The 14,795-nt window shown below is 63.9% G+C and carries 15 protein-coding genes; 2 read left to right on the top strand and 13 right to left on the bottom strand.

The genetic code is table 11. The features are described from left to right. Positions 1-3 precede the first annotated feature (3 nt). Positions 4-699 carry a TetR/AcrR family transcriptional regulator gene (locus tag HNR05_RS03075; protein WP_343062440.1) on the bottom strand — a complete coding sequence of 232 codons (696 nt, stop codon included), beginning with the start codon at positions 697-699 and terminating at the stop codon, positions 4-6. 122 nt (positions 700-821) lie between these two features. On the opposite strand from HNR05_RS03075, the gene HNR05_RS03070 reads away from it, so the two are divergent. Continuing rightward, a complete protein-coding gene (locus HNR05_RS03070) occupies positions 822-1,901 on the top strand; it encodes an App1 family protein phosphatidate phosphatase (protein WP_343062439.1) in 1,080 nt (359 codons plus the stop codon). Positions 1,902-1,920: 19 nt separating this feature from the next. Here the strand turns inward: HNR05_RS03070 and HNR05_RS03065 are convergent, their stop codons facing one another. From HNR05_RS03065 to hisD, 3 genes are read right to left on the bottom strand one after another with little or no spacing between them, the layout of a single operon-like run. After that, positions 1,921-2,952 carry a quinone-dependent dihydroorotate dehydrogenase gene (locus tag HNR05_RS03065; RefSeq protein WP_179577689.1) on the bottom strand — a complete coding sequence of 344 codons (1,032 nt, stop codon included), beginning with the start codon at positions 2,950-2,952 and terminating at the stop codon, positions 1,921-1,923. Positions 2,953-2,962: 10 nt separating this feature from the next. After that, positions 2,963-3,418, bottom strand: coding sequence for a transcriptional regulator NrdR (nrdR, locus tag HNR05_RS03060; protein ID WP_179577688.1), 456 nt, complete (start codon positions 3,416-3,418; stop codon positions 2,963-2,965). 25 nt (positions 3,419-3,443) lie between these two features. Next, positions 3,444-4,754, bottom strand: coding sequence for a histidinol dehydrogenase (gene hisD, locus HNR05_RS03055; RefSeq protein WP_179577687.1), 1,311 nt, complete (start codon positions 4,752-4,754; stop codon positions 3,444-3,446). A gap of 87 nt (positions 4,755-4,841) precedes the next feature. On the opposite strand from hisD, the gene HNR05_RS03050 reads away from it, so the two are divergent. Next, positions 4,842-5,366 (top strand): flavin reductase family protein, encoded by a 525-nt coding sequence (locus HNR05_RS03050; RefSeq protein WP_179577686.1) that lies wholly within the window; start codon positions 4,842-4,844, stop codon positions 5,364-5,366. Here HNR05_RS03050 and HNR05_RS03045 read toward each other — a convergent pair. From HNR05_RS03045 to ftsZ, 9 genes are all read right to left on the bottom strand, one after another. Next, on the bottom strand, positions 5,363-6,136 hold the full coding sequence (locus HNR05_RS03045; RefSeq protein ID WP_179577685.1) for a lysophospholipid acyltransferase family protein: 774 nt from the start codon (positions 6,134-6,136) through the stop codon (positions 5,363-5,365). The genes HNR05_RS03050 and HNR05_RS03045 overlap by 4 nt on opposite strands. Positions 6,137-6,170: 34 nt before the next feature. Beyond that, complete coding sequence (gene dnaE, locus HNR05_RS03040) at positions 6,171-9,695, bottom strand: DNA polymerase III subunit alpha (protein ID WP_281369783.1); 3,525 nt, start codon at positions 9,693-9,695, stop codon at positions 6,171-6,173. 38 nt (positions 9,696-9,733) lie between these two features. After that, entirely contained in the window at positions 9,734-10,657 is a 924-nt protein-coding gene (locus tag HNR05_RS03035; RefSeq protein WP_179577684.1) for an RluA family pseudouridine synthase, read from the bottom strand. 8 nt (positions 10,658-10,665) lie between these two features. Next, entirely contained in the window at positions 10,666-11,298 is a 633-nt protein-coding gene (gene lspA / locus HNR05_RS03030; protein WP_179577683.1) for a signal peptidase II, read from the bottom strand. After that, positions 11,288-11,944, bottom strand: a complete 657-nt coding sequence (locus tag HNR05_RS03025) for a DivIVA domain-containing protein (RefSeq protein ID WP_179577682.1) — start codon at positions 11,942-11,944, stop codon at positions 11,288-11,290. The genes lspA and HNR05_RS03025 overlap by 11 nt, the downstream gene beginning before the upstream one ends. A 99-nt stretch (positions 11,945-12,043) precedes the next feature. Then, positions 12,044-12,337, bottom strand: coding sequence for a YggT family protein (locus tag HNR05_RS03020; RefSeq protein ID WP_179577681.1), 294 nt, complete (start codon positions 12,335-12,337; stop codon positions 12,044-12,046). 7 nt (positions 12,338-12,344) lie between these two features. Then, positions 12,345-12,845 carry a cell division protein SepF gene (locus tag HNR05_RS03015; protein ID WP_179577680.1) on the bottom strand — a complete coding sequence of 167 codons (501 nt, stop codon included), beginning with the start codon at positions 12,843-12,845 and terminating at the stop codon, positions 12,345-12,347. 36 nt (positions 12,846-12,881) lie between these two features. After that, a complete protein-coding gene (locus tag HNR05_RS03010; protein WP_179577679.1) occupies positions 12,882-13,568 on the bottom strand; it encodes a YggS family pyridoxal phosphate-dependent enzyme in 687 nt (228 codons plus the stop codon). 5 nt (positions 13,569-13,573) lie between these two features. Next, positions 13,574-14,731 carry a cell division protein FtsZ gene (gene ftsZ / locus HNR05_RS03005; RefSeq protein ID WP_179577678.1) on the bottom strand — a complete coding sequence of 386 codons (1,158 nt, stop codon included), beginning with the start codon at positions 14,729-14,731 and terminating at the stop codon, positions 13,574-13,576. Positions 14,732-14,795 lie beyond the last annotated feature (64 nt).

The raw sequence follows: 14,795 nt of genomic DNA, 5'->3' as shown, positions 1-14,795 counted from the left end.
CCGCTACTCCACGAGCTGCGAAAGGTAGCTCTCGCTATCGCGGCTCGGCACACGCGCGCTCGGACCGTAGTGACTCACCAGGTAGTCGTGCAGGATCCGTCGACACTCGTCGAGGTAGCGCTCGTCACCCTTCGGGTTGTCGTAGAAGGCCCGGGCGATGATGCCGTCAGCCATTTCAACCGCCACTTCGAGACGGAAGATCAACTCGGGTCCCCCCGGAAGGCCGAACTCCTCGCTCAGAACCGTCGCCAGACGCCGGGCAAAGAAGTCGCCGCCGTCGTCTGCGCGCGTGCTCTGCTCGCGGTCAACGAAACGCACGATCCGAAAACCCGGCTCGGAACGGTACAGGTCGATGACTGCCGAAACAGCGCAATCGACGGCGTCCCACCAGGTCTCCGGCTCGCTGATGTCGAGCTCGAGAACGACGCGCTGCCGGAAACGTTCCTCGGCACGGGCGCGCAACGCGTTCAGCACCGCGACCCGATCGGGGTAATACCGATAGACGGTCCCGATCGACGCCCCGGCCCGCTCGGCGACCATGGCCGTCGTGATTCGGTCGAAACCGACCTCGTCGACGATTTCCGCTGCCGCATCAAGAAGTGCGGAGAGTCGGGCAGCACTGCGCTGTTGAATGGGTTCAACGCGGATTTGGAGATCTTGGGTCTCAGCATCCATGCTGAAGATTTCACTAAATGCCACGTTTCCTCCTGGTCATCGAATTTCAATTCTACGGGGAACAACCAAGCACGCGTTTCACCCCCCGTTCGGGGGTTGGGGCCGCACGCCCCCTCCGGTTCGGCGAGGCATGACACACTGGAGGGGTGCCACCATCCCCCGCCGATCGCTCGAATGCGACGTCTCCGACGAACCTGATTCATCGAGCCGCACGCATCGAGGACAGCTTTCATGAGGTGCGCGGCCGTCTCGCTCGTCGCCGTGGCCATCTTCCGACGGTGATCCCCTACGCCGGCTACGGCACGACACAGTGGGTGCGCATCCTCTGTCGCGTTCTACTCGCCAAGCCGCTGAAGCACAAGCCATATGAATCGGCTCGCAGGTTTCGTCGGCGTGCGGAACGCCGCGAGGCGGGCATCCGAGGCTGGCGCAGCTTCACGAGCGTGCCACTGCGCGACGTCACAGTCACCATCGACATCAATGGTGTCATTCATCGTGTGCACGCCGACCGTGGTGGCGTCGTCGACACCGTGGTGCAGATCGAGCTGTCCCCCGGACGCCACACCGCCCGACTGCATACCGACTCCTCGGTGACGGTCGAGGCTCCGGTGTTCGTCGTCGCACCGATCGTGACCAACGGCATCATTTCTGATGTCGACGACACGGTGATGGTGACGACTCTGCCTCGGCCGTTGCTCGCGGCGTGGAACACCTTTGTCCTCGACGAGCATGCCCGCGTTCCCACCCCCGGGATGTCGGTGCTGTTGGACCGCCTCGCGGTCAAAAACGTCGGGGCCCCCATCATTTACCTCTCAACCGGGGCCTGGAACGTCGCTCCGACCCTCACCCGGTTTCTCTCGCGCAACCTGTATCCGGCAGGAACCCTTCTGCTCACCGACTGGGGCCCCACTCACGACCGCTGGTTCCGCAGCGGACGGGACCACAAAAGCGCCAACCTCCGGCGCTTGGCGGGCGAGTTTCCCGAGATTCGATGGATTCTGATCGGCGACGACGGTCAGCACGACGAGGCTATCTATGCCGAGTTCCAGCGCGAGTTTCCCGGCAGCGTGGCCGCTGTGGCTATTCGGCAGCTGTCGCCCGGCCAGGCCGTACTCGCCGGTGGCCGGTCAAAAGATACCGCGCAGGGAACACCGGATGCGCCATGGTTTTACGGGCCGGACGGATCAAGCCTGGCCGACCAGTTCGCCGCACACGGCCTGCTCTAGTGATGTGCGCGGGCTGAGCTCAGTCGCGCGATAGACGATCGAGCCCGCGATTGATTTCGCGAGCCCACAGGGGGCCGCGGTACAGAAATGCCGTGTAGCCCTGCACCAGCGTGGCACCCGCCGCGAGGCGTTCCGCGACGTGCTCGGCCGTCTCGACACCCCCGACCGAAATCACGCACAGATCGGCGGGAACCGAGGCTCGGATGAGGCGCAAGACCGCCAGCGAACGCGCGTGGAGCGGCGCGCCTGAGAGACCGCCGGCGCCCGCTGCCTCGACGATCGCGGCATCCGTCGTCAGATTGGCACGAGACAACGTGGTGTTGGTGGCGATGATGCCGTCCAGGCCCAGGTCGACGACGAGCTCGGCGATACGCGTCACCTCCTCATCGGAGAGGTCGGGGGCGATCTTCACCAGGAGCGGCGTGGTGCCCGCCGCAGTTTTGACGCTGCCCAGCAGCGGGGCGAGACGGTCGAGTTCCTGCAGCCCCCGGAGTCCCGGGGTGTTCGGCGAACTGACGTTGACGACGAGGTAGTCCGCGAGGGGAGCCAGGGCTCGCGTGCTCACCAGGTAGTCGGCCGTGGCATTCTCGACATCGACGACGCGGCTCTTGCCGATATTGATGCCGAGAACCGGGCGCCCCGCGATCGAACGCACGCGCTCCAGCCGACCGGTCGCTGCCGCGGCTCCGCCGTTGTTGAAGCCCATCCGGTTGATGACCGCTCGGTCTGCGATCAGGCGAAACAGACGCGGCGTGGGGTTGCCCGGCTGCGGAACGGCGGTGAGAGTTCCGACTTCGACGTGCCCGAATCCGAGCTGGCCCAGCCCGATGACGGCTTCGCCGTCTTTGTCGAAGCCGGCGGCCACACCAAAGGGCGACTCGAATCGCAGGCCCAACGTCTCCACGCTCTGATCGGTGCGCGGGCGGGTGAACCGGTGGACCAGACGCCCGAAGCCCAGTGTGGGCAGTGCCCGAATGACCGTGAAGGCGAGGTGGTGTGCACGCTCGGGATCAAGTTTGCTGAGCACGAGCGAGAAGAAGAGTCGATACATGTGGGGGCGGTTACCGCTCTGCGCTGTCGGCACGCAATTGACTGATGGCGCTCTCGAAGTCGTCGAGAGATTCGAAGGCTTGGTAGACGCTGGCAAAGCGCAGGTAGGCGACCGTGTCGAGCTCGCGCAGCGGCGGCAGAATCGCCAGCCCGATGTCGTTCGCGTCGATCTGCGATGCACCCGTCTGCCGAATCGTCTCTTCGACCTTCTGCGCCAGAACGGCCAGGTCAGAGTCGGTCACCGGACGGCCCTGGCAGGCCTTGCGCACGCCCGAGACGATCTTCTCGCGGCTGAACGGTTCGACGGCACCGCTGCGCTTGATGATGTTCAAACTCGCGGTCTCGGTTGTCGAAAAGCGCCGTCCGCACTCCGGGCATTGACGGCGGCGGCGGATCGAAAGACCGTCGTCGCTGGTACGTGAGTCGATGACTCGGGAGTCCGGGTGGCGGCAGAACGGGCAGAACATCGTGATCCCAGCCTAGCGTGGGCCGCTACTCCCCCGCGAACCTCGCGCGCACCGCGTCGCCGTGGGCCGGCAATGCTTCGGCGTCTGACAGCGCGGCGATATTGCCGGCGACCTCGCGCAGAGCGTTCTTGTCGTAGTGCACGACCTGCTGCGGACGCAGGAACGTGTAGGCGCCGAGCCCCGACGAGAATCGTGATTGGCCGCCGGTCGGCAGCACGTGATTCGACCCGGCCGAGTAGTCGCCCAGGCTCACTGGCGAGTGCGGCCCGACGAAGATCGCGCCGGCATTGCGGATGTTCGCGAGTACGGCATCCGTATCGCCGGTCTGAATCTCGAGGTGTTCCGGCCCGAACGCGTTGCTGAACGCTGCCGCGGCCGCCAAGTCGTCGACGAGCACGAGGGCCGACTGGGGGCCAGACAGAGCGGCCGTGACGCGCTCGGAGTGCGTCGTCGAGGCGGCCAATTCACGCAATCGGGCCTCGACGTTCTGGGCGAGTGCCACCGAGTCGGTCACGAGTACGGCGGCGGCCAACTCATCGTGTTCAGCCTGGCTCACCAGATCGGCCGCGACAAATTCGGGATTCGCTCCCGAGTCGGCGATGACGAGGATGTCAGTGGGGCCGGCCTCTGCGTCGATGCCGGTCTGACCGCGCACCAGACGCTTCGCCGCCGCCACATAGACATTGCCGGGGCCTGTCACCAGCTGCACCGGGTCGAGCCCCAGGTCGGCGACCCCGTAGGCAAATGCCCCGACAGCGCCGGCGCCACCCATGGCGTAGACCTCGTCGACTCCCAGGAGCGCTGCGACGGCCAGAATTGTGGGGTGCACGCGCCCACCGAAGTGGCTCTGCGGCGGTGAGGCCAAGGCAATGTGTGCGACCCCGGCGACCTGCGCGGGAACGACGTTCATCACGACGCTTGACGGGTAGACGGCCTTGCCGCCGGGAACGTAGAGCCCGACCCGGTCGATCGGCTGCCAACGCTGGGTGATTCGGGCACCGTCGGCGATCGTCGTTGTGCGAAGCGGTGGAACCTGCGCTTCGCTGGCCCGGCGCACGCGCCGAATGGTCTCGTCAATGGCCGAGCGAACCTCAGGGGTGAGTTGGGCCAACGCCTCCGTAAGATGTGAGGCGGGAACTCTGATGTGGTCGGGGCGCACACGATCGAGGCGCTCGGCCTGGTCGTAGAGTGCCGCGCCCCCGCGCGCGCGGACGTCCTCGATCAATTCGGCTGCGACATCCATGGCCGCCGAAACGTCGGTGAGCGAGCGTGGGACTGCAGCGAGGAGTTCGGCCGGGCTGAGGGTGCGACCGCGAAGGTCAATCGTCTGGATCATCGTGATCCAGCCTATCCGCGAACTTTCAGTGCTGGGGCATAGGCTGGAAAGGAAAGCGAGAACTCCACACACATGAATTCGAGAGCTATGCCCGCACTACCCGCGTCGAACCCTCCGACAGAACCGGTCGATCTGGCGGCGTTTAAACATTCGTTCCGACGACATGCGGCTGGAGTTGCAGCGATCACAACTCTCGCTGACGACGGCACTCCGGTCGGCTTCACAGCCACCTCGCTCGCCTCACTCTCAGCGGTTCCGCCGCTCGCCACGTTCAACATGGCACGCTCAGCGAGTACCTGGCCGGCTATCGCCTCGAACGACCGCGTCATCATTCATATGCTCGGCGTACGCAATCAAGCCGTCGCAGAATTGCTCGCCGGCCCGCACGCGGCACGCTTCGTGGGCGACCACTGGCATCCGGGCCCGTACGGCCTGCCGGTGCTGAACGATGTGACGTCGTGGATGGTCTGTCGCATCGTCGAGCGCGTCTCTGTGCACAACAACGCGGTTGTTGTCGTGCATATCGAGGGCGGTGGAATGGGTGACGACGACGACGCCTTGCTCTATCACGAGCGCAACTATCGCACGCCGGGTCTGATCGAACCGCGCTAAACCGTGCCGGCGGCTTCCTCGCGACGTCGCCGGCGCTCGGCCTCGGCAACCGCGGCCTCCTGCGGAGTCGGCGCGCTGCCGCCGAGATGCTTCGGCTGCCACCAGGCCCCGGATCCGTCGATCGGATAGCTGGTTTGGAGGTCGTCCATCAGGCCCTGCAAGGTGGAGTGCAGCCGCGACGTTTCCGCCCGAGGATCGGCGTCGGGCGCGATTGCGATCGGTTCACCGACGGCGAAGTCGATGGGTGCCCCGAACGCCTCGCAAAGCGTGGGCCGTCGGTTTTTGGTGAGCAGCCGATGGCCGCCCCAAATGGCGATCGGGATGATCGGAACGCCGGCCTCGGCTGCCATCCGAACGCTACCGGTCTTGAGCTCGCGCACGGTGAACGACGTATTCACCCCGCCCTCCGGAAAGACGCCCAACACTTCACCGGAACGCAGTGCGGCGACGGCGGCCGCGTACGCCTCCGCGCCGTGACTCATATCGACGGGAATGTGCTTCATCCCCCGCAACAGAGCACCAACGACCGCGCCGTCGAACGCACTCTGCTTCGCCATGAAGCGGATGCGGCGGCGGTTATGCTTCCACATCATCCACTCGCAGAGCGCGAAATCAAGGTAGCCGAAATGCGTGATTGCGAGCACCGCTCCACCGGCATCCGGAAGGTTCGCGGCGTTGACGACCCGAGGCTTCACCCGGAGGAGTCCGAAAAGGACACGACCGGCGACGATGGCTGTCGTGTAGATCGGTTCACGTGCCCGTTTGCTCATGCCCTCAAGCGTACGGGGAAATGGCTCCCCGGGATCAGGTCAGGCAGTACGGCCCGAGCAAACTCTTCAGCTCACCGAACAGGTCCGGGCTGACCTTGACCTTGAACGGCAGCTCGAAGACACGCGCCAGATCCCCCTTTACCAGCTTCAACCGCAATTCAGCCGAACCGGTGTGCCGCTGCAATACCTCGGCCAAAGCCTGCACCGTCACCTCAGTCGCTCGGTTCTCAAACAGGGTGATCGACAATTGCCCGGCTTCGTCGACCTGACCGAGCTCGGGCGCAAACACACTGTAGGCGTGCAGGTTCATTCCGTCGTCGCGCATACTCACGCGGCCGCGCACGACCACAATGGTGTCGCTGATCAGGTCAGCGGCAAATTCTTGGTAGGCCTTGCCCATGAACATCGCCGTGATCTCGCCACTGAAGTCCTCGACGTCGATCATGCCGTACTGATTGCCCGACTTTTTGGCCACCCGATGCTGCACACCGGTGATCAAGCCGGCGACGGTCACGGTGTCGCCGTCTTGCGTCGCTTCCGACGCCATCAGATCGGCGATTGTCGTGCTGGCATGCTTCGCCAGCGGAATCTCAAGCCCGGCCAGAGGGTGATCCGACACGTAGAGCCCGAGCATGTCGCGTTCGAAGGCGAGTTTCTCTTTCTTGCTCCACTCCGGTCGTTCCGGTACCTTTTCGGTGTTCTGGGTGTCGTCGTCGAAGAGACTGTCGAAGTCGAACCCGACGTTGCCGTGTGCCTCGTCGCGTTTGATCTTGACCGCCGATTCAACGGCAGACTCGTGAATCTCGACCATGGCCCGCCGCGTCGCCCCGAGTGAGTCGAACGCACCGGCCTTCACCAGCGATTCGACGGTGCGCTTGTTGGCTACCTGAATCGGCACCTTGGCCAAGAAGTCGTGGAACGACTCGAACCGGCCCTTTTCCTTGCGGGCCTCACGGATCGCATCCACCACGTTGAATCCGACGTTCCGCACCGCCCCGAGGCCGAACCGGATGTCCGTGCCGACGGCCGCAAAGTAGCCGATCGACTCGTTGACATCAGGGGCCATCACCTGGATGCCCATTCGCCGACACTCGTTGAGGTACAGCGCGAGCTTGTCGCGGGAGTCGCCGACACTGGTCAGCAGGGCGGCCATGAACTCGGCCGGGTAGTGCGCCTTGAGGTAAGCGGTCCAGTAGGAGAGCACGCCGTAGGCCGCCGAGTGCGCCTTGTTGAAGGCGTAGTCGGAGAAGGGCAGCAGGATGTCCCAAATGGTCTTGATCGCTTCCGGCCCATAACCGTTGCCGGTCATGCCGGCGGAGAATCCCTCGAACTGCTTGTCGAGCTCCGACTTCTTCTTCTTGCCCATCGCGCGACGCAACAGGTCGGCCTGCCCGAGCGAAAAGCCAGCCAGCTTCTGCGCGATCGACATGACCTGCTCCTGATACACGATCAGGCCGTAGGTACCACCGATGATGTCCTTCAGCGGCTCTTCCAGCTCGGGGTGGATCGGAATGATCTCCTGCAGACCGGTCTTTCGCAGCGCATAATTGGTGTGCGAGTTCGCACCCATGGGGCCCGGACGGTAGAGCGCGATCACGGCCGAGATGTCTTCGAAGTTGTCCGGCTTCATCGAGCGCAGCAGAGCGCGCATCGGGCCACCATCGAGCTGAAACACCCCGAGCGTGTCGCCACGGGCCAGCAGCTCATAGGCCAGGGGATCATCCAGTAGGAGGTCTTCGAGCACCGGTCGGTGTCCGCGGTTCTCTTCGATGTTGTCGAGGGCGTCGTCCAGAATGGTGAGGTTTCGCAACCCCAGAAAGTCCATCTTGATCAGCCCGAGCGATTCACAAGCCGGGTAGTCGAACTGGGTGACGATCTGGCCGTCGGCCTCACGCTTCATGATCGGGATGATGTCGATCAACGGGTCGCTCGACATGATCACGCCGGCCGCGTGCACACCCCACTGGCGCTTCAGATTCTCGAGGCCCAGAGCAGTGTCGAAGACGGTGCGGGCCTCAGGATCAGAGTCGATCACCGCACGGAAGTCGACCGCCTCCTTGAAGCGCGGGTGGTCTTTGTCGAACATGCCCGTCAACGGCACATCCTTGCCCATGATCGCGGGCGGCATCGCCTTGGTGAGCTTGTCGCCCATGCCGAAGGGGAAGCCGAGCACGCGCGAGGAGTCCTTGAGCGCCTGCTTGGCCTTGATGGTGCCGTAGGTGACGATCTGGGCGACCCGCTCGTCGCCGTACTTCTCGGTGACGTAGCGGATGACCTCGCCGCGCCGACGCTCGTCGAAGTCGATATCGAAGTCAGGCATGGAAACGCGGTCCGGGTTCAGGAACCGCTCAAAGATCAGTCCGTGCACGAGCGGGTCGAGGCCGGTGATGCCCATGGCGTAGGCCGCCATGGAGCCCGCGCCTGAACCGCGGCCCGGGCCAACCCGGATGCCCTGCTGCTTCGACCAGGCGATGAAGTCGGCGACCACGAGGAAGTAGCCGGGGAAGCCCATCTGGGTAATGACCCCGACCTCATAGTCGGCCTGTTTCCGCACGTCGTCCGGCACGCCGTTCGGGTAGCGGTCCAGGAGGCCGACCTCGACCTCTTTGATAAACCAGCTCTCCTCGTTCTCGCCGTCCGGCGTCGGGAATCGCGGCATGTAGTTGGCCTTGGTGTTGAACTCGACGTTGCAGCGCTCGGCGATGAGAAGCGTGTTGTCGCAGGCCTCGGGATTGTCACGGAAGAGGTGCCGCATCTGCTCGGCGGTCTTCAGGTAGAACTCGTCAGAGTCGAATTTGAAACGGTTCGGGTCATCCAGCGTTGACGCGGACTGCACGCAGAGCAGCGCCGCGTGAGCGGTGGCGTCGTGGGCGTGCGTGTAGTGCAGGTCGTTGGTGGCCACCAGCGGCAGGTTCAGCTCCGCGGCCAAACGCAGCAGGTCGCTCATGGTGCGGCGTTCCACGTCGATGCCGTGGTCCATTACTTCGCAGAAGTAGTTCTCGGCACCGAAGATGTCGCGCAGTTCGCCGGCGGCCTTCTTCGCTTCGTCGTACTGGCCGAGACGCAGACGCGTCTGCACTTCGCCACCGGCGCATCCGGTCGTTCCGATCAGACCCGTCGAGTACTGACTGAGCAGTTCGCGGTCCATGCGCGGTTTGAAATAGTAGCCCTCGAGCGATGCTCGCGACGACAGCCGAAACAGGTTGTGCATGCCTTCGGTGGTCTCGGAAAGCAGCGTCATGTGTGTGTACGAGCCGGCACCACCAACGTCGTCACGGCTCTGCGCGTTGGTGCCCCATTTCACGCGGGTCTTGTCGCTGCGGTGCGTGCCCGGCGTGATGTAGGCCTCGGTGCCGATGATGGGCTTGATGCCGGCTTCGGTGGCGGTACGCCAAAAGTCGAACGCACCGAACACGTTGCCGTGGTCCGTCACCGCGACAGCGGGCATCTTCTGCTCGATGGCCGCCTCGATCAGGGGTTTGACCCGGGCGGCACCGTCAAGCATCGAGTACTCGCTGTGCACATGGAGGTGAACGAACGAATCACTCTGAGTGGTCAAGACTGCTCCGAAATGCTTGTGGGTGGTAAATATCTAGCTTATTCGGCGTCGCGCAGAATATGCAGCGCGTGAGCCAAATCGGGAGCGTACTCCGAGGTGTAGGTCACCCAATCGCCACTCTCAGGGTGTGCGAACGACAGCTCCTTTGCGTGCAGCCACTGCCGGGTGAGGCCGAGGCGAGCCGAAATCGTGGGGTCGGCGCCATACATGGCGTCGCCGACGCACGGATGTCGCTGTGCAGCCATGTGCACACGGATCTGGTGGGTGCGGCCCGTTTCCAGATGAACTTCGAGCAGCGAGGCAGAGGGGAATGCCTCCAGCGTCTCGTAGTGGGTGATCGCATGTTTGCCGTCGGCAATCACGGCAAACTTCCAATCCGACTTCGGATGGCGACCGACGGGCGCGTCGATGGTTCCCGCGAGCGGGTCGGGATGGCCTTGAACGACCGTGTGATAAATCTTGTCGACTTCACGGTCGTGAAACGCACGTTTGAGCGCCGTATAGGCGGTCTCCGACTTTGCCACGACCATGAGCCCGCTCGTCCCCGCGTCGAGGCGGTGCACAACCCCGGCCCGTTCGGCTGCACCGGAGGTGGAGATGCGGTAGCCGGCTGCGGCCAACGCGCCAACGACCGTCGGACCGGTCCAGCCGACGCTCGGGTGGGCTGCCACACCGGCGGGTTTGTTGACGACCACGATGCTGTCGTCGTCGTGCACGATGGTGAGATCGGGAACCGCGATGGGAACGATTGCGATCTCTTCTTTGGGCTTCCAGTTCACTTCCAACCAGCCGCCGGCTTTCAGCCGATCGGATTTGCCGACGACGATGCCATCAAGAAAAACCCCGTCGGCCTCGGCGACGTCGGCAGCGAAGCTCCGGGAAAACCCCAGGAGCTTCGCGATCCCGGCGTCGACACGCACGCCTTCGAAACTGTCCGGCAGAAAGAGGGAACGGGATTCCATGGCGGTGTTCAGGACTCGTTCCGGGGATCAGTGTCAGTGCCGGCAGCAGTGTCAGTGCCGGCAGCAGTGTCAGTGTCGGCAGCAGTGTCAGGGTCTGTAGCAGAACCGGCGCCCGCAGCCGCCGAATTCTTGAGACGTGCGCCGTCGAGGCCAACGCCACGAATGGTCAGAACCATGAACAGGATCATGCTCGCGACGATGCACATATCGGCGACGTTGTAGATAGCCGGAATCAGCCACGGCGTTGAGAGAAAATCGATGACATGACCCGAGCCGAAACTCGGCGGCCGCAGCAGACGATCGGTGAGGTTGCCCAACACACCGCCGAGCAGAAGGCCGAAGACCACGGCCCAGGCGACAGAACGGATGCGGGAGGCGAACCAGATGATGAACACAACGACGGCCGCAGCCAGGAGTGTGAAGATCCAGGTCATTCCACTGGCAAAGGAGAAGGCCGCGCCCGGGTTCCGGACGAAGTGTAGTTGAAACACATCGCCCAGAACCCGAACAGCAGTGCCTTCGGTCAGATTTGCTACTACGAGGGCCTTCGTGACTTGGTCGAGCGCATACGCGCCCACCGCAACGAGGGCCAGTACAAGAAGAGTGCTGAAGCTGACCTTCGCGCGGGAACTACGCGCCAAAGCCCTGGAAGCTCGACTTCGGAGCGTTCTGGGCGTTGCCGCTGCCCGCACCAACCGGCGACGCAGAGTCAAGCTCGTGCAGCTGACCCTCGATGTAGCTCTTCAGCTTCTGACGGTACTCGCGCTCGAAGGTACGCAGTTCGTCAATCTTGGTCTCCAGAACCGAACGCTCCTGGTCGAGAGCGGCGATCTGAGCGCGCTGACGCGCTTCGGCCTCGGCGACGACACGGGCTGCGGTGGCGTGACCTTCAGCGATCAAGGCATCGCGCTTCTCGGCGCCTTCCTTGACGTGCTCCTCGTGCAGGCGACGGGCCAGCTGCAGCAGGTTCGTGGTTCCGGCGGTCTCATCAACCGCCTCCGCCACGGGAGGCGCAACGGATACGGGAACCGGCGCTGCGACAGGCTCGGCGACGACAGCGGCGACCGGCGCAGCAGCCGCCACGGGTGCAGCAGCGCGCACCGGCTCGGCAGGCTTTCCGCCGTCAGCCGAGAGCTGAGCCTTCAATTCTGCGTTCTCTGCGGTCAGGCGGCGCAGTTCGACGACGACCTCGTCCAGGAAGTCATCGACTTCATCCTGGTCGTACCCCTCACGGAACTTGGTCGACTGGAACCGCTTGTTGACTACATCTTCCGGAGTTAGCGCCATGGCTTTCCACCCTTAGAACTCGAGTTGCGAACAAATATGAAACGTATACCGAACAAGAATACATGCCGGAGCCTGAACGTCTCGGCACCACGCGAGCGACTAGAAGGCGCCGGCGATTGACATGCCGATAATGCAGCAGAGCATGGTCAACGTCCAACCGAAGTCGAATGAGACCTGTCCCAGCGACAACGGGGGCATGATCCGTCTGAAGAACTTGATGGGCGGATCGGTAATCACATACACCGCCTCGATCACCACCAAGACGAATCCCCGCGGCCGCCACGCATGGTTGATTCCACGCACGAGGTCAACGATGAACCGGCCCCAGAGCACGAAAAAGTAGAGCAGGAATGCGGTGTGCGCAATGCCTGCGATCAGGGCGACGACCAACACAGAAAGACTACGACTGGGCGAAGAACGACGCCTCGGCGTCTGCGTCTTCACCAGAGTTCTCGCCGGAAACCACGACGTGCGACGGCGAGAGCAAGAACACCTTGGCGGTGACGCGCTCAATCTTGCCGTACAGCCCCTGCGACAGGCCACTCGCGAAGTCGATCAGACGGCGGGCGTCTGCGTCGCTCATCTGAGAGAGGTTGATGATAACGGGGATGCCGTCGCGAAAGGACTCGGCGATCGACTGCGCGTCGCGGTACTGGCGCGGGTGAACGGTGAGGATCTCGTTCATCTCCGACGCAGCCACGGTGCGCGGGGTCGCCGTTTTGTGCAGGGGCGTCACTGGTGCACGGCCGGCGTCGCGGACGACGGGAGCACTCTGCGCAGCCGGAGTGTGCGCGTTGTGGTGCTGCGCAACGGCGACGGGAGCGTTGGCGGGCGCCTCATATTCCAGCTCTTCGTCTGCAAGACCCAGGTAGACCATGGTTTTCTTGAGCGGGTTGGACATCTGAACCTCCGTGTTGGTAATGCTTCTGCTTCGAGATTAACGCTCAACCGGGCGAATCCCGGTGATTGCGGATCCAATTCGCAGGTGTGTCGCGCCCTCGGCGATGGCGTCGATGTAGTCTGCCGACATTCCCATCGACAGGCTCGTCGCTTCGGGAGCCACCGTGCGCACCGACTCACCCAGCTCACGCACGTGGGCGAAGGCACGGCGCGCCGCCTGATCAAGCGGCGCGACGGCCATCAGGCCGCGGAGCCTGAGCCCCGGGGTGACGAGTACCGTCTCGACGAGGCGGAGCAGGCCCGCGGGCGCCACACCGCCGCGTGCCGGGTCATCCGTCAGATTGACCTGAATGAAGCATTCCACCTGCGAGTCGTCCGAGGCGAGAGCAGCCACGAGGGAATCACGATCGACCGCATGGATGACGTCGGCGTAGGCGCGCACCTGCCGGGCTTTTTTACCCTGCAGCTGTCCGATGAAATGCCACCGAAGATCGCGATCCACCAGAGCCGCCGCCTTGACTTGGGCCTCTTGATGACGATTTTCACCGATATCGCGCACGCCCAAGTCGGCCAGCGCTTCGATCACGCTGACCGGGTGGAACTTGGTGACGACGATCGTCGTCACCTCGCCCGGCGGTCGTCCCGCCGCACGAACAGCGTCCTCGACGCTGCCGCGCACGGTCGCGAGGCGTTCGGCCAGCCCGGGGAACTCAGGCGTGTTCATCGGGACTACTTCAGAAAGTCGGGGACGTCCAGGTCGTCTGACTGCTCTTCGAACGCCGGATCGGCCACGGCCGGGCTCGAGTCAACGGCCATCCAGGCCGCCGATGCAGCAGGTTCGACGGGAGCAGTCACCGGGGCACCGGCTGCGGCTGGCGTCGACGCGACACCGGCGGCAACCAAGTCTGCGTGACGGACCTCAACGGCCTTGGCACCGGGCTCACCACCATCGAATCCGGCAGCGATGACCGTCACGCGCACCTCGTCGCCGAGCGTGTCGTCGATGACGGCACCGAAGATAATGTTGGCCTCGGGGTGAACGGCCTCCTGCACCAGGCGGGCCGCGTCGTTGATCTCGAAGATTCCAAGGTTCGAGCCACCCTGAATCGACAAAAGCACGCCGTGCGCACCGTCGATCGAGGCTTCGAGGAGCGGCGAGGCGACGGCGAGCTCCGCGGCCTTGATGGCGCGGTCAGCGCCGCGCGACGATCCAATACCCATGAGGGCGGAACCGGCGCCCTGCATGACCGACTTGACGTCGGCGAAGTCGAGGTTGATGAGGCCGGGGGTCGTGATCAGGTCCGTGATTCCCTGCACACCGGCGAGCAGAACCTGGTCGGCCGTCGCGAAGGCTTCCAGCATGCTGATGCCGCGGTCGCTGATCTCCAGCAGTCGGTCGTTCGGCACAACGATGAGGGTGTCGACCTCGTTCTTGAGTGTGGCGACACCGGTTTCGGCCTGAGCCTGGCGACGCTTGCCCTCGAAACCGAACGGCTTGGTCACGACACCGATGGTGAGAGCGCCGATGGACTTCGCAATGCGAGCGACGACGGGAGCGCCGCCGGTACCCGTTCCACCGCCTTCACCAGCAGTGACGAAGACCATGTCGGCGCCGGCCAGCGCTTCTTCGATCTCTTCTGCGTGATCTTCGGCAGCACGACGACCCACCTCGGGGTCGGCACCGGCGCCGAGACCACGGGTCAGATCGCGACCCACGTCGAGTTTGACGTCGGCGTCGCTCATCAGCAGCGCCTGAGCGTCGGTATTGATAGCAATGAACTCGACACCACGGAGACCGAGCTCGATCATACGGTTCACGGCGTTGACGCCACCGCCGCCGATTCCGACAACCTTGATGACTGCGAGGTAGTTCTGGTTTGTTGACACGTCCGGTCCTCCGGTGAAACCCTAAACCTTTACTCGAAGTTTAAAGTTATGCTGAGTATGCAAT

The sequence above is a fragment of the Leifsonia psychrotolerans genome (genome assembly GCF_013410665.1).
GTDB classification, from domain to species: domain Bacteria; phylum Actinomycetota; class Actinomycetes; order Actinomycetales; family Microbacteriaceae; genus Cryobacterium; species Cryobacterium psychrotolerans_A.
Note: the sequence above shows the minus strand (reverse complement) of the source record. Positions and strands in the feature narration are given on the sequence as shown.

Coding starts and splice junctions, on each gene's coding strand:
- HNR05_RS03065 (WP_179577689.1), bottom strand. CDS start 2,952: ATGTATCGACTCTTCTTCTCGCTCGTGCTCAGCAAACTTGATCCCGAG.
- nrdR (WP_179577688.1), bottom strand. CDS start 3,418: ATGTTCTGCCCGTTCTGCCGCCACCCGGACTCCCGAGTCATCGACTCA.
- hisD (WP_179577687.1), bottom strand. CDS start 4,754: ATGATCCAGACGATTGACCTTCGCGGTCGCACCCTCAGCCCGGCCGAA.
- HNR05_RS03050 (WP_179577686.1), top strand. CDS start 4,842: ATGCCCGCACTACCCGCGTCGAACCCTCCGACAGAACCGGTCGATCTG.
- HNR05_RS03045 (WP_179577685.1), bottom strand. CDS start 6,136: ATGAGCAAACGGGCACGTGAACCGATCTACACGACAGCCATCGTCGCC.
- HNR05_RS03035 (WP_179577684.1), bottom strand. CDS start 10,657: ATGGAATCCCGTTCCCTCTTTCTGCCGGACAGTTTCGAAGGCGTGCGT.
- HNR05_RS03025 (WP_179577682.1), bottom strand. CDS start 11,944: ATGGCGCTAACTCCGGAAGATGTAGTCAACAAGCGGTTCCAGTCGACC.
- HNR05_RS03015 (WP_179577680.1), bottom strand. CDS start 12,845: ATGTCCAACCCGCTCAAGAAAACCATGGTCTACCTGGGTCTTGCAGAC.
- HNR05_RS03010 (WP_179577679.1), bottom strand. CDS start 13,568: ATGAACACGCCTGAGTTCCCCGGGCTGGCCGAACGCCTCGCGACCGTG.